Source organism: Aedoeadaptatus acetigenes, from assembly GCF_025566985.1.
GTDB lineage: Bacteria > Bacillota > Clostridia > Tissierellales > Peptoniphilaceae > Aedoeadaptatus > Aedoeadaptatus acetigenes.
The window spans coordinates 1-20,321 of the sequence record NZ_JAOQJD010000020.1 but is presented as its reverse complement, the minus strand read 5'-3'; the positions used below and the strand labels follow the sequence as shown (position 1 = coordinate 20,321).

Below are 20,321 nucleotides of genomic sequence, written 5' to 3'. Positions count from 1 at the left end.
AAATTCCTCATTTTTACCCCCTTTCTCTTAATTTTTCAATAAAAAAAGAATTAAGAAGTACATATTTCACTAAAATAGTGATTAAGTGTTCTCCTTAATTCTATTACTCCGGCTGCTAATTTATACTTCTTATATTGACGGACTGCAAAGCAGTCCTTTTTCCGCTCTTCAAGTTCTTCAAACATGATGTCGATAATGTTTTTATAGCTTTCGTCCTCTTCACTTACCTGAGAATTGTCGATCATATCCACTAGCGTTCCAAAGTTACGATCTTTCTCTTCAAGTTCAAATACGATGTAGGCAATTAATGCACAGTAAAGTAGACGTTCTGCTTTAACCCAAAAGTCTTCTCCTGAGTGACTGCCTTCACCTTTTGTATTAATCATCAAAGTATTTACAAGCTTTAAGATGTCTTTTTCTGTTCTTACATAGGCGAAAGGATTATAGTGCATGGACTTTTTAAAGTTGATTGTATTAAACACTCTAATTTGATAAGCTTCACGAACTGCTTTCTTCTTGCCTTTTTTATCTTTTTTAGTCACGATCTTGCCACGAGCAAGCATTTTTCCCGTCTCCGTCAAAAGACTGCCTTTCGGGTCTGTTATAACGTAGGAGCTATGCTGTTGCATAATATTAGGTTTTACATAGAAGCGTGTTTTACCTGAGCCGGAACCGCCGATTACCAGAACATTTTTATTTCTCTCGAACTTCTTTTTAGTTACCGGCATTCTTTCTTCCATAGTTAATGATTCTGTCTTTGTCAGAATAATATTCTCGTCAGGATCGCTGCTATTAATGTATGGCTTGATATCTTTATGATCTGCCCATTTAGCAGATCCATATTCTTCGCCTTTTCGAAACTTCTTCGCATTTTTAGCTTTCTGCCATACGATAATTCGAATGAGTACACTTGCAGCTAAGGCATAGAGTGTAAATTTTCCCAAGGGTATAAGTGGAATTTCAGTATTAAAACACATCGCCAGATTTTTAAATGCAAACCCAAAGGAAACACGATCGATTAAAAAGAAAAGTCGATTAAAGAAAAAGAAAAATAGTATATAGGGGAAAATCAACGCAAACAGCGTTTTCTTATTGACTTCTCTCAAATCCTGTATTTTAGAATCCACATAATCCTGAATGTCTTTTGAAATTTGATTGATAATATCCATAAATAGCCCTTTTTAAGTAAAAGAATGGGAAGAGGGAATATCCCCCTTCCCATCAAGTACTATCTTATCTTGCAATGTGAACGGTAACCGTTCTATTGTCTTTGTTCCACTCAATGTCTTGGTTAATACCGTCATCGGTATTGCCATTGGTTACTTCGAATACCTTCGAAATATCTGTTAACGGTACAAAGATTCTGTCTTGTACGATTTCAGGTTTCGCAGAAAGTTCTACCGATTTTCCGGCAACCTTAATGGTCTTACCTTCGTCGATATTGATTTTTGCTTCCATACCGTCTTTGGTGAAGGTAGCAGTTCTTGTTCCATTATCCCACTTAACATCGGCACCTAGTACGTTAGCTACATACCGGAGCGGTAACATGGTTCTGCTGTTTCGAATAAAGGGGCTAACGTCCATTTTGTAGATCTTAGTGTCTTTATTCGTTGCTTGTGCATATTTGTTGGAATTAACCATAAAGACATATTTTAATGCAGTGTATTCTTTGTCTTTGCTAATGGTTTCCTCTTCGATCAAGGTTCCGCCAATTGCTTTTTCTACCTTGTCGATAAAGTCTTTTAAGGACTTGATGTTTTTGCCGAGCAACCCATTGATATGCTTGTCATCGAAAATAAAGTTTTCGTAAGGTTTCAAGGTTTCTTTTAAATCCTTGATTGCTTGTTTTACTTCATCATCTTTAGCATCTTTTTTGGCAAAAATATCTTTAGCCTTCTTAATAACTTCATCGAGTTTTTTGTTTTCTTGTTCGCTTAGGCGTTTACGATCGACTTTATCCGCTCTATCAAGTTCTTTCTTTAGTTCCTTCTTCAGTTCGGAAAGGTTGGAATCGTGGTTTGCCTTTGCTTCTTCACGTAGTTTAGATAGCTCTTTATCTTTTTCAGCACTTGCTGTTTTTTCAGTTTTCAGGCTATCTTGAAGCTTCTTCACTTCATCGGCAAGTTTTGCATTATCAGCTTTTGCTTGTGCTAATGCTTCTTCAGCTTTCTTTAAAGCGCTTGCGTCAACGGACTTACCGTCGATCAAGTCTTTAATTTTTGCTTCAAGGTCTTTTACATTACCTTCTAGCTTTTTAGCGTTTGCTTCAAGTTCAGTAATCTTAGCCTCTTTGTCGGCGAGTTCTTTTGCTAAACCTTCTTTTTCCTTATTCAAGGCGTCTTTTGCGTCGTTGTTATCTTTAATTGCTTTTTCTAACTCTGCGATCTTAGCGGTGTCTTGATTACCTTTTGCTTTTTCGTCGGCAAGTTGTTTTTCAAGGTCTTTACCTTTCGCATCTCTGCTGGCAATTTGATCATTCAGTGCTGCAATTTTATCAGCAAGTTCTTTTTTGAGGTTATCAAGTTCAGATTTGGAATCTAACAGATTTTTGTTAGCTTCTCCTAAATCCTTCTTCATTTCATCGAGCTTCGCTTGCAGTGCTTTAATGAGTTCGGATTGGCTTCCGACTTTATCATTCAATTTACCGATTTCGGCTTCTTTTTCTGCAATTGCTTTTTCTAGTGCGCTAAGGTTATCTGCGAGCTTTTGATTTTCTGCTTTTGCCTTTTCTAATTGATCTTGGAGAGCTTTCATAGTTTCGGCATCAACAGCTTTACCACTAATTAGATCTTTAATTTTTGCTTCAAGGTCTTTTACATTACCTTCTAGCTTTTTAGCGTTTGCTTCAAGTTCAGCAATTTTAGCTTCTTTGTCGGCGAGTTCTTTTGCTAAACCTTCTTTTTCCTTATTCAAGGCGTCTTTTGCGTCATTGTTATCTTTGATCGCTTTTTCAAGTTCAGCAATCTTCGTGGCGTCTTGATCGCCTTTTGCTTTTTCAGTAGCTAATTGTTTTTCAAGGTCTTTGCCTTTAGCATCTTTATCTGCAATTTGACCGTTAAGATTAGTGATCTTGGCTTCTAATTCTTTTTTAAGATTTTCTAAGTCGTTTTTAGATTTAGCAAGCTCTTTGTTTGCTTCTTCTAGATTACCTTTCAGCCCATTGAGCTTTTCTTGAAGTTGCTTAATGACTTCGTCGAGATCGCCAATTTGCTTATTGAGTTTGTCAATCTCAGCCTTTTTGTCATTAATTGCTTTTTCAAGCTCAGCAATTTTAGCCCTGTCTTGTTCGCCTTTCGCTTTTTCAGCAGCCAGTTGTTCTTCAAGTTTGCTAAGTTCGCCTTTTTTGGCGTTCAATTGATCTTCCAGGCTTTTAATTTCGGCATTCAGATCTTTTACTTTTACAGTAACAGCTTGACCGTCTTCGCTAACAGTAATGTCATCAGTAGAGAGTAACTTGTAACCAAAGAGTTCAGGAATTTCCGTCAATTTAATTTTACTTCCGGATTCAACGGACATTTCTTTTGTAGCTACAGTTTTACCGGATTCGTCAACGTAGTTAAGAGTAACCTTAACAGCTGCTTCTTTTACATTAACCGTTACGTCATAGTCTTTACTTAACTCTTTAAATTCGACAGGTACGTCTACTTCTTTCGTCGATTGATCTTTAAATGTGATTTTTGCTTTCGCATTTTTCCTTTCCGCCGGTAAAGTTACAGTGATAGCTCCGGTTTGCTTTCCAACCTTACTGGTGTCTACAGGAGTCTTTTCTTCGATTTTAACTCCTTCTTTCGGATTGGTAATCGCTTGGGTTAAGTCTGCCTTTTCGCCGGGCTTAACTGTTAATTCCTTGATTTCAGGTGTATATGCTGTACGCTCAGGTCGAGATACAACGTCTACCTTTGCACCTTCAGGCAGATTGTCAATGGCACCTTTAATATCGTCGTCGCTTTCTGATTTCGCTGTATTAACAGTCGGATCAGTCGGTGCCTCACCTTTTAAAACATACCAGAATCCATCTTTTTCACCATTGTTAGGATAGGTTCCTTTAGGAGCAGTAACATCTTCGATATAGTTAGATTTCGAAGACACCTCTTCTGCCCCTACAATTCGATATAGATCTCCCAAATATTCAGCATTTGGACTACTCTTAGATACTGTTACTCTTCCATTTTTTATAACTTCAACTTGACTTATATCAGCTAAAACAAAGGAATGCATTCTAATTTCTGGAGAAAAATAGTCTCCCTTTGGATAAGCGTCGTTGTCAACAATATAATCTGCACCAGTTGTATAAAGTGTACTTGGCAGTTCACCACTAACTGGACCACCGTAACTTGCTTCAAAGTACTTTTGATATGGTTGAGATAGTTTTACCATATTTCCAGGCACAATAGTGGCTTTTAAATATCCATCAACTTTAATACCCGGAAAACCGCCTCCTATTTCCCCAATGCCTTTATATACTCCATAGTTTCCATTAGTAGCAAATGATCGGATGTCTCCCAGTTTAGGTTCTCCGGACTCTGTTTTACTTACATTATATTTTCCCCATATATACTGTTTTGATTGAACGTTCTTGTTTGTACCTGACTCTACCTTTGCTCCTTGATTAGCTCCTTGAGCAAAACTTTGAATAGGTAAGCTCGGTGCAAGCATTAATCCCGCAAGTGCCAAACTAAGTGCTTTCTTTCGTGTAATTTTTTTCACCATTATTATTTCCTCCTTGGATAGTTAACTAATATTTATAATAAAAGGCTTTCGCCTGAATTTTAGTTTCGATTCATTCCTCGGTCTTTTTGTTTTAACTTATCTTCTCTACTATTAGCTGCTTTTTCTCGTAATTCATCACGAATTTCTTTAGCAGCATTATAGCGTTCTTTATAAGGTTTCCTGTCGCCTTCACGCTCTCGTTTTGCCTCTAAACCTTGATATGTCCTTTTTAGAACCTGATCGACTTGTTTAGTGTCTTTAGCGTGAAAGTACAGTCGAAACTTTTCATCATCAATAGGTGCAACGGCAAATTGAATGCCTTCCTTATCACAGGCTTTTACTAACTCTTCTTGTAAATCTGTAGAGATAACCTGTTCTTGATCAAGTTGACCATTCATTTTCTGTCGTTCCTCCCATATTTTCATGTCGTCATACGTGGCTTTTTGTACTGGCGATGAACTGATATTTGTAAAAAGCTTTCTGGATAAATCCAGAAAAAACATTACTTTACGTCTATCATGCACACTATCAGCTAAGCCTTCTTGTATGCCCATTCCCATGAGATCACCTACCTACGAGTTATAATTTGATTTTCTTGCTGCCAACTATCGATTGTTCTTTTGACTGCAAGTAGGAAATCTTCCCACATTTCATCAGGATCGTCATATGAAGCAAAGTCTATACCGACGGTTCCTAATGCTTTTTCGTAAATTTCAGGATCAACATCATTCCACGAGTTCTTTAATTCAACTTCACGAATAAACTCATTTGCGGAAAGAGGTTGCCACTCATCATAGTCCATTCCTTTAAACGATACGCACCACTCCTTTGGGTCTTTCGCACTCTTAAAAACACGGTCTAACAAAAAATCATTAATCATCTAAATTCACCCTTCTTACGTCGTACAACGAGAAGTATTAGCTTCCCTCACTATCTATGCTATACGGACAAAACGCCCAAAACGGACAAAAAACGGACAAAACGGACAAATTTAAAAATACCTTTTAATGTAACGGTCGTGTATTTTACGGGCATAGCTTTCATCATTACTCCCCATTTCTCCGGATATCCGCTTCCAACTAGATTTGTCGATATATCGTCTTGTAAAAACATAGCGGACTCGATCGTCCTCGATTGTCGATATAAATGACTCAATTTTATAAAGAGATTCGACTGATTTATTCAGCCTTTGTGTTAATAGCTTCTTCAAAGCAGTCGTGTAGTCTGATTGAGTTTCCCTACCACGAATTGTTATGTGCATTTTCTGAAAAGGAAACGAGCTATTCGAACCGACGACAGTATCTGTAACCTCTGCGTCGAGATTATCTAGTCGTTCAGAAAGTAATTTAATTTCCCGCTTTAAACAGTGATACTGGCTTAATTGATCTTTCGTTAATGTTAAGTTCGGCAAAATCCTTGCTCCTTTCCTCATAACGTAAGCCGACCGGTAAACGCATAAAGCGTTCGTCTGCTTTTTGTTTTTCTTCCATGCTCTGATAGATCATTCTAAAGTTCGCTCTTTCCTGAGCGATATTTTGTGATAGGCAGCAATTTTGAAATCCTAATCTTCTAGCAGCTTCTGCCGTCATAGAATCTTCAGATTGTAGCCAATTCATAGCTTCAATTTCACGAGACGCACCAAACCGTTGTATTGCTCTCTGGACTAGTTGCCATGCCTCAGACCAATCTTTATTCGGCAAAGATTTGGGACTGCACAACTCGTAAATGTCGGATATAGCCGGAGGGAACCTCTCGGTATTAATCCAAAACTCAATAGCGAGTCTTCTTTTTTCAGGATCCAGTACCGACAATTTGCGATGCCACAACTCCATCATTGCGTGATCAGTTAAAAATTTATATTGTGGATAAGCCGCTTTTAGCACACTTAAACATTCCGCTACAGCCCTGTCGTCATCACTAATTGTCATGACACACCTCCACGCCATTCATAAAAGTCCGCCACTTCATCGACAACAGTTTTAGGTGTATGATTCATAGTATTTTGCTGATGAACCGGTAATATTCTTTTCCAACCGTTCACCATGGACTGCTTGAGGACATCGATCATTTCTTTTTCCGTCGAACCTATCTCCTTTAATTCGTCAAGAAACATTGGCAATATAGACGGAGTTATAGCAGCACCTAACTCTTTTCGATAAGCAATAAAGTTAAATAATGCGTCCTGAAGTTCAAAGTTTGAGGTAAAGAAAAATACGAGATTCGTAATTTCATTCTCATCTGATTCCTCGTTTTTTTCGACTGAATTAAATTTTTGACTTCCCCCGGCGATTTCTTTATTGGGGTTATTTATACTATGTTTTAGATTAATACTTTCTTTATCTCTACTTTCTTTATTATATAAAGCAGTCTTTTTGACTGATCTGGTCATTCCGTTTAACTGATTTGGTAATTCAGTTTGACTGATCTGGTCATTCGCTTTGACTGATCTGGTAATTCCTTTTGACTGATCTGGTAATTCATCTTGACTGTATGAATCCTCTGAGCAGTCATTTTGAAGACCCTGTTCATTCATTTTGACTTCATCATTTTGTGGCACTGGATCCTCTGGAGCTTGTTCATTTTCACCAAAAACTATTTTTTCGATTGCGTCGTAGTGAAGCTTTAAATATCTCCTTTGTGGAAAACCGTCGAACTTGACTGAAAGTATTCCCATATCTTCAAATTCTTTAAGTAGCCTGTATTGCTTCGATTGCGAGAAACCGGACATGTTTTCTATTGAGCTGACTGTTTGATAAAACCAACCCTCATCGTCGCCTTTTTTAGAAAACATCTCTTCTCCTTCAGCAAGAATGCTAAGAAGATAGGCTCTGTCTAATCCGAGAACTTTCAAAACTTTACGATTAATCGCAATAAATCCTGACCACCCAAGAAGAAGTTGTTTTAGGCTATTTTGCATATACAAGATCCTCCTTAAAAAACGAAAGATCTTTCTAATTCTTCCGCAAACTCTATAAGATCATCAGGCTGTTTACAGTGCAAGAATCTCCACTCTCGAAATTCCTTTGTTGAAATCAATCCGTATTCAACAGCTTCATTTATCGTGGCTAAAGCATCTGAATAGCTTTCGTACCACTTATAAACGTTATAGTCATCTGTATAAAACCACGTTTTACTTTCTCCGGGCATCATAATCTTTTCGACCGAATCATCAATTATTAGTCTCTCAATAGTAACGTCATCATAATCGATTGAATCCCAGTTTATTAAGTCATTTAAACAATATGCTTTCATATGACTTCCTCCAATTCATTCAAAGTCCTCCGGCACATGTCACGTGTCTCAATAAGGCTCTTTATAATATCTTCATTCCAATTGCATTTGCACTTGTCGTTAAGGGCGAGATCGACAGCGAAAATAACGCTAACCAGTTTTAGTCTTATATAGTTCGCTCTTTCTTTTGAGGTTACTACCATAGCCAACCACTATCTTTCCAAGTAGTCATTTAGAGCTTTTTTCGTGATAATTCTCTTTTGTGGTGTCACTTGCTTATAATCAAGTTCTCCACTTTCCATGAGGCGGTATAGCTGAGTCCTTCCGATACCGCTATATCTAGCAGCTTCTTTTACGGACAAACCATATTTGTTATTTTCAACTAATAGATTTTCTATATTTTGTAATTGCTTTTTAACTTCATTAAATCCAACGTCATTCAATGCAACTGCTTCCATATTTAACTCCTTATTTGTCGTTGTTTAGCATAAAACAACATAGTGATTTAACAATAATTTCAACTCGGTAACGCCAAAAAAGAATTAAGAAAAATGTACATCTTATTTTGCAATCCGTTCTATATCTCGAACTTTTGCAGTAAGAAATATTCTGTCACATCAGAAATACCTAAAATGTAGGATATCTTTAGGATTTCACTTGTTTTAAACTCTGTTAAACCATTTAATTTATTGGACAGTGTACTTACAGGAATTCCTGTATTTTTAGACAACGAACGAATGGTAAATCCCTTTTCAGCCATTAGTCCTTTTAATTTATTGTAGGATACTTCCATAATATTTCCTCCTTTGGACAGTTCTATATCTCGAACATACATTTATATTAGCAATGCTATAATTAAATGTCAACCTATATTTCGAACTTTTTTCTTTTTATTACGTGCAACGATTGAAATTTCGAACACCCTTTGATAGACTATATGTACAGGAGGTTGTTAGATGAAAAAACAAGAAAATCTAAAAAACTTTGGTGCCAGAGTTAAAAAGGCTAGGCTCTCCAAAGACTGGTCTCAGGAAGAACTCGCTAATAAACTTGGTACTAGTAAAAGTGTTATCTCCGGATATGAGTCTGGACGTAATGATCCAGCATACTCTATGGCACTTAAAATAGCCGAGAAATTAAATGTTTCTATAAACTGGCTCTTCTATGGCAATGAAGACTTTAATAATATTACTAATGCCATAAATCCACCTTCCACGAAGCAATACCCTTTAATAGGAACCATTGCTGCAGGTGTACCAGTTTTAGCTGAAGAGAATATAGAAGAATATATTAGCCTAGATAAAAAAATCAACGCTGATTTTTGTCTTAGAGTCTCTGGTGACTCAATGGTGCTTTCTTACATTTTTGATGGTGATATAGTCTTTATTAGGCAGCAACCTGACGTCGAAAATGGCGAAATCGCTGCTGTTCTTATCGATGACTCTGCGACATTGAAGAAGGTCTACAAGCATGGAAATGATGTAGTTGAACTTCGAGCAGAAAACCCAAAGTATAAACCTATGCTTTTTGATAACCACTCAAACATTTCAATTATTGGTAAAGCTGTTTATAAATTAAGTAAGATATAACTGATTTATAGTAAGTAAATAAAAAAGCCTCCAGTCGACTGACTGGAGGCAAGCACCTTCGCATGAAGGTACTGGTGACACATTTATCTTATCATGCGAAAGTGCCTATATCAAGATTTGTAAGACTTTACTTTCTAGATATGAGGTGACATTATGAAAAAAATCAAAAGAGCCAATGGTGACGGAAGTATCTGGACAGAAATACGCAATGGACGAGTTTATTATCGTGGAGCTGTCACAATTGAAGTAGATAATAATGGCAAAGCAATTAGAAAAACCGTCGGCGGGTATGATCGCCAAACAGTCGTTAAAAAGCTACGAGAATTTCAGGTCTTAGCAGATAAAAATATTCTTATCGAACCTTCAGATGAAGTTTTCGCAGACTATTTTAAACACTGGATCTTTTCTTCCAAAAAAGAAAAAATTATGCCAACAAGTTTTCAAAAATATGAAACGGAATATAGATTACGAATTAAAAATTCTACACTTGCTAAAATCAAAATGAAAGACTTAAAAGCAACTCACCTACAATACCACTTTGATGATTTACAAAAAAAATATCCACTCCCCACAATACAAAAAAACTATAGAATTATAAAGCATTGTCTTGACTTCGCAATGAATCATGAAGATATTTATAAAAATCCCATTGCCTCAGTCACGATACCCAAACGCAATTCGAAAATAAAAAAACGATCTATGCCTATGACGGCAGAACAACAACAAAAATTTGTTTCCAATTTAAAAAACACTTCTCTAGATAATTTCATATATATGTCGCTTGCCACTGGTGGTCGTCTTGCCGAAATTACAGCACTAACTTGGGAAGACTATACTGGACACTCTATTATAATCAATAAACAATATAGAAAAAGTGCTGAGATTAAGGAAAATGGAGAAAAAACCTGGCACAGAGAAATAAGCGTTCCCAAAAGCGACACCAGTATACGAGAAATACCGGTTACAGATACTACTATAAAAATGTTGAATCGCCAAAAGGAAATTACCTTAAATTTAAAACGAGACTCTGACCATTTTATAGACCGGAATTTAATCTTCCCAGACGATAAGGGAAATTATATTGAAAGTAAGCGTCCCACAAGAAGAGTTAAAACAATTTGCGAAAGTATCAATCTACCTACTTTTACATTCCATGAGCTTCGCCATAGTTATGCTACTAGGCTTTATGAACAAGGCGTTCCTGTTCGAACTATTCAATTGCTGTTGGGACATTATGATATACGAACAACGGAAATTTATGTAACAGTATTAGATGATTCTAAAAAATCGGCAGTCGATTTATTAGACGGCATTATATGAAACTATGCTTTCAGTGTGCAACGGAGTGTGCAACCGTTCGAGATTATTTGAGATAAAATGAAAGCCACTTGCTATTTCAAAAATAACAAATGGCTTAAACATGCGGTTTCAAGATTATTTGAAACCCTTTGAAATTGTATGGTGGAGACGGCGGGGGTCGAACCCGCGTCCGAGAACTCTTCCACCGAGGTTTCTCCAAGCTCAGTTTTTCTTTAAATTTCCCTTAAGGCGAAAAGAAAAACAAAAGGTCGCATTAAGGTAGCTTCATGAATTCCGGCATCGGGGCAAAGCTTGACCGATGACGTTTCACCACTGATTTGACACTTCCCTAAGCCGTGGTCCTCTTAGTTCCGTGGGTAGCGTAATTTACGCTGCCAGTGCTACGTTGTTTTCGTTAGCATTTAATTTTTTGAGCCATTTTTACGTTGCCTGACTCATCAACGGCTTGCTACCCCGGGTTCCGAATCCCCGTCGAAGCCATTTCGTCCCCATAGGTATCTACCAGAATATCGTTTTTTGCCCTATCTGTCAATCGCTCGCGAAAAAAGACCCGGCACTGCCGAGTCTCGTCTCAATTTGTCGTATCGAAGTTTTCCACCAAATCGCCGCCTTTGGTGTAGAGGTAGTGGTACAATCCGCCCTTGGCCATGAGCTCTTTGTGGTTTCCACGCTCCACAATGCCTTTGTCTTTTTCCATGACCAGAATGGTGTCGGCGTTTTCCACGGTGGAGAGCCGGTGGGCGATGGTAATGGAGGTGCGGCCTTCGGTGAGAGCGTCCAGGGAATGTTGGATGATCATTTCGCTTTCGTTGTCCAGGGCCGAGGTGGCTTCGTCCAGAATCAAGATAGACGGGTTTTTCAAGAAAACGCGGGCGATGGAGATCCGCTGTTTCTGTCCGCCGGAAAGCTTTACGCCCCGCTCGCCCACGTGGGTTTGGAAGCCCTCCTCCAGATCCATGATGAAGTCGTAGGCGTTGGCCAGCTTCGCCGCTTCCATGACTTCCTCGTCGGTGGCTTCCGGGCGGCCGTAGCGAATGTTTTCCATGACATTGGTGTTAAAGAGGTACACGTCTTGTTGCACCATGCCGATGCTTTTTCTCAGGCTCTGTAAGGTAAGGTCACGCACGTCGTGGCCGTCGACTTTCACGGCGCCGTGATCCACGTCCCAAAAGCGGGGAATGAGATTGCAGATGGTGGTTTTTCCCGCGCCGGATGGGCCCACCAGAGCCACTTTCTCTCCCGGGTGAATGGCCAGATGGAAGTCGTCCAGCACCTTGAATTTGCCTTCGTAGGAAAAGTCCACGTGCTCGAAGGCGATGGCGCCCTCGGCGTCCACCAAGTCCACAGCGCCGGCTTTGTCCTTAATGTCGCTTTCCGTGGCCATGATTTCGTTGAAGCGCTCAATGCCGGTGAGGCCTTTTTGGAAGGTTTCGGTGAAGTCGATAATGCGCCGCACCGTGGCCACCATGGTGGTCACGTACATAATGTAGGCCACCATGTCGCCGGGGAGAATTTCCCCAGCCATCATGCACCAGCCCCCGGCGATAATGACGATGAGATACATGATGCCGTCGAAGTTTCTGGTCACGGCGTTAAAGCCCGCCATGGCCTTGTAGTATTCACGCTTGGTTTCTAAAAAGCGGGTGTTTTCGTCGTCGAAGCGGGCCTGTTCGATGTCTTCGTTGGCGAAGGATTTCGTGACGCGGATGCCGGAGATGGAATCTTCGATGGTGGCGTTTAAATCCCCCATTCTGGCCCGCTGCTTCCGCTGCGCTTCCAGCATGCGGATGCGAAATTTCCTGGCCGCCACGAGCATAATGGGGATCATCAAATAAAGGACCAAGGTGAGCTTCACGTGAATGGATACGAGGATCACGAAGGTGGTAATGACTTTTACCGCGGCGATAAAGTATTCTTCCGGCGCGTGGTGGGAAAATTCCGTAATGTCGAAGAGGTCGTTGGTGATGCGGCTCATGATCTGGCCCACTTGGGTGTCGTTGTAGAAAGAGGCGCTCAAGGTCTGCAGATGATTGTACACGTCCCGGCGCATGTCTTTTTCGATGTTCGCCCCCATCATGTGGCCGATGTTGGTCATGTAGTAGGCGGCGATAATTTCCACGGCCTTAATGACGAAAAATAATAGGGCCAATCGGGCGATTAAATGGGGCGTAATGAGGTTGATGTCTTTTACGCCGAGATTGGTTAAATGGCGCAGGATCATGGGCAAGGTAATTTCCGAAACGGTGGTGAGCCCGGCGCATAGAAGATCGGTAAACAAAATGCCTCGATACGAGGCAAAGTAGGGTTTAATGGATTTAATTTTCGAAGAAAATGTCATAACACACCTTTCTGTCGGTTTTTAAAGAATCAGAGAAATGAAATAAAGTGCCAGTAAGTGGGCGGGATAGAAAATGTAAAAGAACCAGCGGCCGCCTCGGCCCCGCTTGCCGTTGTATTGATAGATTAAAGGCAGAGACAGATACACCGTGCCATACAAGGGCGCTTCGAAGAAAAAGGCGATGAGGCCCATGAGCATGGTGCGTCGGCGATCGTTGCAGGCCAGATAAAGCAAGACCATGGCGATAATTCCCACGGAGCCGTAGTCGAATTTCAAGACTTCGGCGAGAATGGCCGCGGCGATAAAGAGCAACACGGCATAAGCTTGCTTCCCATTTTTGTCTCCGTCGAGGATTTTCTTCATCCCGACGATGGTGGCTGCCCCCAATGCCAATTCGAAGAGCACGTTTTGGTGATCCCAATAAAAAATCTGCCCGAAGAGGCCCAAATCGAAGGGCACTTCGGCGATGAAGGCAAAGAGCAAAAGTCTCTGAATTTGTTTTTTATAGTCCCCGCTAAGCAGCACGCCCTGGACGAGAAAAAAGCAGAAGATGGGAAAGGCGATGCGCCCGGCCAAAGTCGCGATGGTGGCGAGAAGGCTCGCCGTGGGAAGGTCCGACAGGACGGGAATGCCCAGGGAATTCACCACATAAGCCGGCGTAAAGCCCAGGCTGTTTAAGGCCACGCCCTGGCTCATGTGGTCGAAAAACATAAACACACAGGCGATCATCTTCAGGGCGTTGCCGGAAAGGCCCTTTTCCCTGTGCCATGCGGCCAAAAGGCTATCTTTTGCCTGAGGCGATAAAAGCCTATTCATCTTTATCCTCCAATAAATTCTGGTAGTCCATGTCGTAGGTCGCCACCAGGGCGTACTCCGGATGGTCTTTTTCCACCTTCCACTTTAATTCGGCGTCGATGTCTTTGGCCTTGCCCTCCAAATCCATGGGCAGAAGCACGTCGAAAATTAAATTCAGGCCGTCCTTTCGAGTGACGATGCGAAAATCGTGGAGATCCAGGCGGGAATCCACTTCCCGGAGCTTCTTCTTCACGTAATCGTAAAGGGCGTTGCTCCTCGGATCGTCGATGCGAATGGGATCGATGTGGATGGTCGTGGCCATGCGGTACTTGGCTTCGATGTCCCGCTCGATTTCGTCGATGTCCTGATGAATTTTCATGACGTCGTCTTGGCTGTTGACCTCCACGTGGAGGGTGAGAAATTGATTGTTGGCGCCGTAGTCGTGATACATCATGTCGTGGACGCCCAAAGCCACCGGATAACTCTTAATGTCTTTCATAATGGCGCGGACCAGCTCCGGATCGGTTTTTCTGCCCAAAAGGGAATCCACCGTCTCCTTCAGGCTGTCCCAGCCACTTTTTAAAATGATCCCCGCCACGATGAGGCCCATCCATCCGTCGATGTTCACGGAAAAAAAGTGATAGACCAGGAGGGAAAAAAGAACCGCCGCCGTGGCAAACACGTCGCCTCGGGCGTCGTAGCCCGTGGCCACGAGAAGCTCCGAATCCATGGCCTCGCCGAGAGCCACATTGTAGCGATACAAAAACACCTTCCCTACCATGGCAAAGATGAGAACGCCTACGGCGAGGGCCGATGTTTCCATGACCTCGGGGTGAAGGATGGTCTTTGCCGATTCCCACAAAAGGCTGAGCCCGGTCCAGATGATGATCAGGCTCACGAGAAAAGAGGCCAAATATTCCATACGGGCGTGGCCGTAGGGATGGTTTCTGTCCGCCGGCATGGCGGCAAAGTGAAAGCCTCCGAGGGCGATCACTGAACTCATTAAGTCCATGGTGTTATTTAAACCGTCGGCGATCATGGAAATGGCGCCGGCCAAGGTGCCGATGACGATTTTCGACAGGGCGAAGAGAAAGTTCAGCACGATGCCCAAAACGGCGGCTTGTCTGCCCATGGCGCTTCGCACGGCCTGATCTTTGGGATCCGGCATTTTTTTCTGTATCAGTTTATCCAGCATAAATTCCTCACATTAAAGGGCGCTCTGCGATTCCGGCCTCAGATCCATCTTCAGCTTCGTCATCTTCAGGCCCTGCATTTCGTTTACCGTAAACAGAATGTCGCCGTAGCGCACCACGTCCCCCTGCTTGGGAATGCGGTCCAAAAGCTCGATGACGAAGCCGCCGATGGAGTCGGACTTTTCGCTTTCCAAATTCATGTGGAAGTAGTCGTTAATTTCGTCGATTCTCAGCTCCGGATCCACTAAATACACGCCGCTTTCCAGAAAAATCACGGCGGAATTTTCCAAATCGTACTCGTCGTCGATATTGCCCACGAGCTCTTCCAAAATATCTTCCATGGTAATAATGCCGCTGGTGCCGGCGTACTCGTCAACCACCACGGCGATGGAGAGATTCCGCGCCTTGAGCTCGCGGAAAATGCGATCCGCCACGGCGCTTTCGCCGATAAAATAAGGATCCCGAAGGATTTCTCTCAGGCAAATCGTCTCCCCTTGCGCCAAGAGACGCACCACATCTTTCATGTACAGGATGCCGATAATGTGGTCGATGGAATCTTCGTAGACGGGAATGCGGCTGTACCGATTGTCTTTTAAAAGCTCAAAAATTTCCTCTTCCGTGGCCTCCACGTCCAGGGCCACCACAGAAGTGCGGGGCTTCATCATGTCCGAGGCCGTGGCCGAAGAAAAATCCAGGACATTGTCGATGTAGGCCCGCTCTTCCCGTTGCAGAACCCCTTCTTCTTCCCCCACTTCCACCAAGGTCTTGAATTCTTCTTCCGTAATGGTGGGGGCTTCGTCCACGTGGGAAAAAAGCCATTTCGTCACCAAGCCCGTTAAGGCCGACAACAGAAAGACCGCGGGTTTGAAGATCGTCGTGATCCTCGAAATGGGCTTCGACACTTTTCGGCTGATCATTTCCGGCTGTTGTTGGGCGGCGGTTTTCGGCAGCACCTCCCCGAAGATCAAGACCAAAATCGTCATGACCACCGTGGCTACCACCGGGCCGCTGGCGCCGAAAAGCTGCGTGAAAAACACCGTGGCCACCGCCGAAGAGGCGATGTTCACGATATTGTTGCCGATTAAAATGCTGGAGATCACATCTTGAGGTTTCTCCAAAAGCTTCAAGACGGTCATGCTTTTTTTGTCTCCTTCCGTGGCCCGTTGGCGCAGGCGAATTTGATTCACCGAGGTGAGCGCCGTCTCAGACGAGGAGAAAAAGCCCGATAAGGCGATTAAAATCGCAACAATTGGTATATATAGCCAAACATCTTCCATTTAATTCGCTCCCAAATTTCCTTCAAATACGTAGCGGTGATTTTTTACATCCAACACCTTGGCCCGAAGGGTGCCCATGTGCTCCGGCATAAAAGCGTTGGGATCCAAGACGATTTCCCGTTGCGCCGGCAAAAGCTTGAGTCCCGGAATGGACACGGCCTCCTGTGCCATGGAAAGGGCCGCCCCTTCCGGCAAAGGAAGGCGCCCCAAATTTAAACGCTCCAATTTCATGTGCACGGTGCCGTCTTTATGGGCCACAGGCTGCGTCTTTAAGACCAGCTCGCTCTTCATGCCGTAGGCCTGAACGGGTATGCGGAAATAAAAGCCGTCGGCGATAGAAAAGCGGGCGTCGCTGCCGCTTTCTTTCAACCCGCGGCGCAGGGCGCTTTCCAGGGCCTCTTTCGTCAAGGTGATTTCGTAATTCGATTTTTCTGTTGCCGCCGTTTCTTCCTCCTGAGGCAAATCCTCGGGCCGGGACAAAAGAAACAGGCCGAGAAGAACCATGAGGTTCACCGCCAAAAGCAAAAGAAACGCAATTTTCCACGGGCAATTGTGCATGGTACGCTCCTGTGATATGATTTTTTTGTACGCAATCGTACTACGTTTATCATACTATAATACGAAAAACAATTGTAGCAGTAAGGAGGATTTATGCTGGAAAAAATGAACACCCGGCGGTGGATCGCCGTGGGCGTCGCCGTGTTGATTCTTGGAATCAGCGCCATCTCAAGCGGCATCAGCGACAAGATCAACAGCGAAGCCCGCATGAAAAAAATGGAAGCATCCCTTATGAATGCCGTAAACGGCATGAACGAAGAAGTCATCGAAGAGGGCGATTCCGCCAAGCGCATCGCCGTGATCAGCGTGGAAGGCGCCATTATGAACGTGCCCCAAGCTTCTTTTCTAACCGAAAGCTACGACCACAAGGCCACCCTTAACGCCTTGGAAAATGTCTTTGAAGACGACACCATTAAGGGCGTGCTCTTGAAGGTGAACTCCCCGGGCGGCGGCGTCTACGAAAGCGCCGAGCTTCACAAGCGGATCAAAGCCATTGTGGATGCAAAAAAGCCTGTCTACGTGGCCATGGGCAACACCGCGGCCAGCGGCGGCTACTACATTTCCGCGCCGGCGACGAAAATTTACGCCGCCCCCTCCACCCTCACCGGCTCCATCGGCGTCATTATGGGGGGCACCAATCTTTCGGGCCTTATGGATAAATTGGGCATCGCCGATCAAACCATTAAAAGCGCCGCCCACAAAGACATCGGCAGCAACACCCGCCCCATGACCGACGAAGAGCGGGCCATTTTACAAAGCGTCGTCGACGATCTCTACGGCGAATTTCTGAACGTGGTCTCCCAGGGCCGCCACATGGACATGGCCACCCTGCGTCCCTTGGCCGACGGTTCCGTCTTTACGGGCAAGCAGGCCAAGCAAAAGGGCCTGGTGGACGAATTGGGCTATTCAGAAGATGCCCTCGCCGCTTTGAAAAAGGCCATCAAATGCGACAACCCCGAGGTCTTTAACTACACCAAGGGATTGGGCGACGGTTTCTTCGCCTCCCTCTTCAGCCAAAAGGCCTCGGACAAGGAATTGGCGGCCAAGCTCGTGCTCGGCGCCCTTGCCGACAACGACCGGCCCATGTACCTCTACGGAGGTGAATAATGAAAGGCCAACACTACGATCCCTTCACCGAAAAGAAAAAAGGCCTCTTTCATCGCGAGAAAGAGGTGCCAAAAGAGACGGAAACAAATGCCAAAGCCATGGCCGAGGCACTGAACAAAAACGTACACGAGAATTTTTCGGAAGCGCCTGCCCATTATGAGGCGAACATCCGAGATGAAGTTGAGCAAGAAGCTGAGGCGGAGGAAATAACGGCCGATGCGGCCGCAAGCGAGGAGAAAGTCGAAGACCCCGCGCCGGTTTCCGAGCTCCATCGCGCGCAAGACGGCACCTTCGATCCCAAGCCTGTAAGGCGTCGTTACAGCCACCCGATCTCCGCCATGGTGGCGGCGGGCTTTTGGATTCGCACCGTGGCCTTTTTAATCGACGCCGTCGTGGCCGGCGCCTTTGCGGGCATCTTCGCATCGCCCATTAACGCCCTTCTCCTCACGGAAGGAAGCATGGCCGCCAAGGCCGTGAACGGTTTCTTCTTCTATCTCTACTTCATCCTCTCCACTTACTTTACCAACGGCCAAAGCCTCGGAAAAATGATCACGGGGATCCGGGTCATTCATCCCGAGGAGCCCCGCCTCTCTTGGACCACCGTGGTGATTCGCGAAGGCTTCTGCCGATTCATTCAAACCACCTTCGTCCTGCTCTACGTCATCACCGCCTTCTCCGAGCGCAAGCGCAACCTCGGCGACTTCCTCTCGGACACCTATGTGGTGAAAGACGCCCTTTATGCCGTGGAAAAGAATGAAGGCGAACTCTTTTACGCCTACGAAATTTAAACCCGAGCATTAATAAACTGCGGTCAAGGACGCCGCAGTTCAGAGTGATGACAAAGGGAGGGTGAATCAACCGATTCACCCTTCCTTTTTTTGTGTCATCAAACAGCATTCGCCTCAATTATAGTAAAATAGAAAAAAAGGAGGCCACCATGCTACATAAAGAAGACAAGAAAAAAGTAGAACAAATTCAAATGATTGCTCTGGATCAACTCGTGCCGACAGATCATCTTTTGCGAAAAATTGACCGTTACGTGGACTTCGACTTCATCTATGACCTGGTGGAAGACCTTTACTGTCTAGACAACGGCCGACCCAGCATCGACCCCGTGGTTCTCATTAAACTCGTCTTCCTTCAACACCTTTATGGCATTCGCAGCATGCGCCAAACCATCAAAGAAGTCGAAGTCAACCTGGCCTATCGTTGGTTCTTGGGACTCGACTTCTACGATAAAATCCCCCACTTCACCACCTTTGGGCAAAACTACCGTCGGCGTTTTCAAGACACCGACCTCTTTGAGTCCATCTTCACCAACATCCTTCAACAAGCCATGGACCAAGGCTTCGTCGACACACGCCTCCAATTCGTCGATGCCACCCACGTCAAAGCCCATGCCAATCGCCACAAAAACAAAAAAGCCGTGGTGAAAAAACACGTGCGAAGCTACCAACAACAGCTTGAAAAAGAAATTGCCGACGATCGAAACGCACACGGAAAAGACGACCTCAAACCACCGAAAAATCCGCCCACCGATACCACCACCATCACCCAATCCACCACCGATCCTGAAAGCGGCCTCTTTCACAAAGGCGAGCACAAAGAAGTCTTTGCCTACACCATCCAAACCGCCTGCGACCGACACGGATGGATTCTTGCCTGTCAAAGCTTTCCCGGCAACCGCCACGACAGCAGCACCTTCTTCGACTTCCTCCCCAAACTCCAAGCGTTAAAACCGGAAAAACTCGTCATGGACGCCGGCTACAAAACCCCGGCCATCGCCAAAACCCTCCTTGAAAAAGACATCCTGCCCGTCTTCCCCTACACCCGGCCCAAACACAAACCGGCCCTCGACGACCCCTACTACAAACGCGACTTCGTCTACGACGCCTACTACGACTGTTACCTCTGCCCGGAAGAAACCATCCTCCCCTACAGCACCACGACACGTGAAGGCTACCGCGAATACAAAAGCAATCCAAAAATCTGCAAAAACTGTCCTACCCTTCACCGTTGCACCGCCAGCAAAAACCATCAAAAAACCGTCACTCGCCACCTCTGGCAAGACGCCCTGGACGTCGCGGAAGACTACCGCTACACCACCCAAGGAAAAGCAGAATACAAACAACGCAAAGAAACCATCGAACGGCAATTCGGCAGCGCCAAAGAATACCATGGCCTTCGCTACACCAACCAGCGT

19 protein-coding genes and 1 other RNA gene are annotated in these 20,321 nt (G+C 44.1%); 5 read left to right on the top strand and 15 right to left on the bottom strand.

Features of this window, described 5'->3' with window-relative positions:
- Positions 1-50 precede the first annotated feature (50 nt).
- The 9 genes from OCV31_RS09170 to OCV31_RS09130 form a co-directional block, all read right to left on the bottom strand.
- Complete coding sequence (locus tag OCV31_RS09170; RefSeq protein WP_148474549.1) at positions 51-1,169, bottom strand: type IV secretory system conjugative DNA transfer family protein; 1,119 nt, start codon at positions 1,167-1,169, stop codon at positions 51-53.
- 64 nt (positions 1,170-1,233) lie between these two features.
- A complete protein-coding gene (locus OCV31_RS09165; protein WP_148474547.1) occupies positions 1,234-4,710 on the bottom strand; it encodes a stalk domain-containing protein in 3,477 nt (1,158 codons plus the stop codon).
- A gap of 59 nt (positions 4,711-4,769) precedes the next feature.
- Positions 4,770-5,270 (bottom strand): hypothetical protein, encoded by a 501-nt coding sequence (locus tag OCV31_RS09160; protein ID WP_148474545.1) that lies wholly within the window; start codon positions 5,268-5,270, stop codon positions 4,770-4,772.
- Between the two features lie 8 nt (positions 5,271-5,278).
- The gene (locus tag OCV31_RS09155; RefSeq protein ID WP_108831236.1) at positions 5,279-5,590 is read right to left on the bottom strand and encodes a hypothetical protein; all 312 of its coding nucleotides are present in this window, start codon (positions 5,588-5,590) and stop codon (positions 5,279-5,281) included.
- A gap of 466 nt (positions 5,591-6,056) precedes the next feature.
- Positions 6,057-6,638 (bottom strand): replicative helicase loader/inhibitor, encoded by a 582-nt coding sequence (locus OCV31_RS09150; RefSeq protein WP_159082043.1) that lies wholly within the window; start codon positions 6,636-6,638, stop codon positions 6,057-6,059.
- The gene (locus OCV31_RS09145; protein WP_108831234.1) at positions 6,635-7,627 is read right to left on the bottom strand and encodes a hypothetical protein; all 993 of its coding nucleotides are present in this window, start codon (positions 7,625-7,627) and stop codon (positions 6,635-6,637) included. Before OCV31_RS09145 ends, OCV31_RS09150 begins: the two co-directional genes overlap by 4 nt.
- A 14-nt stretch (positions 7,628-7,641) precedes the next feature.
- The gene (locus OCV31_RS09140; protein ID WP_108831233.1) at positions 7,642-7,962 is read right to left on the bottom strand and encodes a hypothetical protein; all 321 of its coding nucleotides are present in this window, start codon (positions 7,960-7,962) and stop codon (positions 7,642-7,644) included.
- 191 nt (positions 7,963-8,153) lie between these two features.
- Positions 8,154-8,399 carry a helix-turn-helix domain-containing protein gene (locus tag OCV31_RS09135; protein ID WP_108831232.1) on the bottom strand — a complete coding sequence of 82 codons (246 nt, stop codon included), beginning with the start codon at positions 8,397-8,399 and terminating at the stop codon, positions 8,154-8,156.
- A gap of 119 nt (positions 8,400-8,518) precedes the next feature.
- The gene (locus OCV31_RS09130) at positions 8,519-8,734 is read right to left on the bottom strand and encodes a helix-turn-helix domain-containing protein (protein WP_159082042.1); all 216 of its coding nucleotides are present in this window, start codon (positions 8,732-8,734) and stop codon (positions 8,519-8,521) included.
- A 163-nt stretch (positions 8,735-8,897) separates the two neighbouring features.
- On the opposite strand from OCV31_RS09130, the gene lexA reads away from it, so the two are divergent.
- A complete protein-coding gene (lexA, locus tag OCV31_RS09125) occupies positions 8,898-9,530 on the top strand; it encodes a transcriptional repressor LexA (RefSeq protein ID WP_068455308.1) in 633 nt (210 codons plus the stop codon).
- 153 nt (positions 9,531-9,683) lie between these two features.
- A complete protein-coding gene (locus OCV31_RS09120) occupies positions 9,684-10,850 on the top strand; it encodes a tyrosine-type recombinase/integrase (protein ID WP_108831230.1) in 1,167 nt (388 codons plus the stop codon).
- Positions 10,851-10,989: 139 nt separating this feature from the next.
- Here OCV31_RS09120 and ssrA read toward each other — a convergent pair.
- The 6 genes from ssrA to OCV31_RS09090 all read right to left on the bottom strand — a co-directional run bounded on the left by ssrA (position 10,990) and on the right by OCV31_RS09090 (position 17,011).
- Positions 10,990-11,340, bottom strand: a transfer-messenger RNA (tmRNA) gene (ssrA, locus tag OCV31_RS09115).
- Positions 11,341-11,421: 81 nt separating this feature from the next.
- Positions 11,422-13,188, bottom strand: coding sequence for an ABC transporter ATP-binding protein (locus OCV31_RS09110; RefSeq protein WP_148474543.1), 1,767 nt, complete (start codon positions 13,186-13,188; stop codon positions 11,422-11,424).
- Between the two features lie 21 nt (positions 13,189-13,209).
- Positions 13,210-14,004 carry a TraX family protein gene (locus OCV31_RS09105; RefSeq protein ID WP_148474541.1) on the bottom strand — a complete coding sequence of 265 codons (795 nt, stop codon included), beginning with the start codon at positions 14,002-14,004 and terminating at the stop codon, positions 13,210-13,212.
- A complete protein-coding gene (locus tag OCV31_RS09100) occupies positions 13,997-15,178 on the bottom strand; it encodes a cation diffusion facilitator family transporter (RefSeq protein ID WP_148474539.1) in 1,182 nt (393 codons plus the stop codon). The genes OCV31_RS09105 and OCV31_RS09100 overlap by 8 nt, the downstream gene beginning before the upstream one ends.
- Positions 15,179-15,190: 12 nt before the next feature.
- The gene (locus OCV31_RS09095) at positions 15,191-16,453 is read right to left on the bottom strand and encodes a hemolysin family protein (protein ID WP_148474537.1); all 1,263 of its coding nucleotides are present in this window, start codon (positions 16,451-16,453) and stop codon (positions 15,191-15,193) included.
- Entirely contained in the window at positions 16,454-17,011 is a 558-nt protein-coding gene (locus OCV31_RS09090; protein ID WP_148474535.1) for a DUF2140 family protein, read from the bottom strand.
- Positions 17,012-17,104: 93 nt separating this feature from the next.
- Here OCV31_RS09090 and sppA point away from each other — a divergent pair, with 93 nt between their 5' ends.
- From sppA to OCV31_RS09075, 3 genes are all read left to right on the top strand, one after another.
- Positions 17,105-18,118, top strand: a complete 1,014-nt coding sequence (sppA, locus tag OCV31_RS09085; RefSeq protein WP_148474532.1) for a signal peptide peptidase SppA — start codon at positions 17,105-17,107, stop codon at positions 18,116-18,118.
- A complete protein-coding gene (locus OCV31_RS09080; RefSeq protein WP_148474530.1) occupies positions 18,118-18,906 on the top strand; it encodes an RDD family protein in 789 nt (262 codons plus the stop codon). Before sppA ends, OCV31_RS09080 begins: the two co-directional genes overlap by 1 nt.
- Before the next feature lie 149 nt (positions 18,907-19,055).
- Positions 19,056-20,321: IS1182 family transposase (locus OCV31_RS09075; protein WP_148474528.1), on the top strand; the 1,266-nt coding region annotated here is incomplete at its 3' end.

Bases quoted from the DNA above. Each gene is read 5' to 3' on its own strand.
- OCV31_RS09165 (WP_148474547.1), bottom strand. From the start codon at position 4,710: ATGGTGAAAAAAATTACACGAAAGAAAGCACTTAGTTTGGCACTTGCG.
- OCV31_RS09170 (WP_148474549.1), bottom strand. From the start codon at position 1,169: ATGGATATTATCAATCAAATTTCAAAAGACATTCAGGATTATGTGGAT.
- OCV31_RS09110 (WP_148474543.1), bottom strand. From the start codon at position 13,188: ATGACATTTTCTTCGAAAATTAAATCCATTAAACCCTACTTTGCCTCG.
- OCV31_RS09160 (WP_148474545.1), bottom strand. From the start codon at position 5,270: ATGGGAATGGGCATACAAGAAGGCTTAGCTGATAGTGTGCATGATAGA.
- OCV31_RS09150 (WP_159082043.1), bottom strand. From the start codon at position 6,638: ATGACAATTAGTGATGACGACAGGGCTGTAGCGGAATGTTTAAGTGTG.
- OCV31_RS09120 (WP_108831230.1), top strand. From the start codon at position 9,684: ATGAAAAAAATCAAAAGAGCCAATGGTGACGGAAGTATCTGGACAGAA.
- OCV31_RS09140 (WP_108831233.1), bottom strand. From the start codon at position 7,962: ATGAAAGCATATTGTTTAAATGACTTAATAAACTGGGATTCAATCGAT.
- sppA (WP_148474532.1), top strand. From the start codon at position 17,105: ATGCTGGAAAAAATGAACACCCGGCGGTGGATCGCCGTGGGCGTCGCC.
- OCV31_RS09080 (WP_148474530.1), top strand. From the start codon at position 18,118: ATGAAAGGCCAACACTACGATCCCTTCACCGAAAAGAAAAAAGGCCTC.
- OCV31_RS09130 (WP_159082042.1), bottom strand. From the start codon at position 8,734: ATGGAAGTATCCTACAATAAATTAAAAGGACTAATGGCTGAAAAGGGA.
- OCV31_RS09105 (WP_148474541.1), bottom strand. From the start codon at position 14,004: ATGAATAGGCTTTTATCGCCTCAGGCAAAAGATAGCCTTTTGGCCGCA.
- OCV31_RS09090 (WP_148474535.1), bottom strand. From the start codon at position 17,011: ATGCACAATTGCCCGTGGAAAATTGCGTTTCTTTTGCTTTTGGCGGTG.
- OCV31_RS09155 (WP_108831236.1), bottom strand. From the start codon at position 5,590: ATGATTAATGATTTTTTGTTAGACCGTGTTTTTAAGAGTGCGAAAGAC.
- OCV31_RS09135 (WP_108831232.1), bottom strand. From the start codon at position 8,399: ATGGAAGCAGTTGCATTGAATGACGTTGGATTTAATGAAGTTAAAAAG.
- OCV31_RS09095 (WP_148474537.1), bottom strand. From the start codon at position 16,453: ATGGAAGATGTTTGGCTATATATACCAATTGTTGCGATTTTAATCGCC.
- OCV31_RS09100 (WP_148474539.1), bottom strand. From the start codon at position 15,178: ATGCTGGATAAACTGATACAGAAAAAAATGCCGGATCCCAAAGATCAG.
- OCV31_RS09145 (WP_108831234.1), bottom strand. From the start codon at position 7,627: ATGCAAAATAGCCTAAAACAACTTCTTCTTGGGTGGTCAGGATTTATT.
- lexA (WP_068455308.1), top strand. From the start codon at position 8,898: ATGAAAAAACAAGAAAATCTAAAAAACTTTGGTGCCAGAGTTAAAAAG.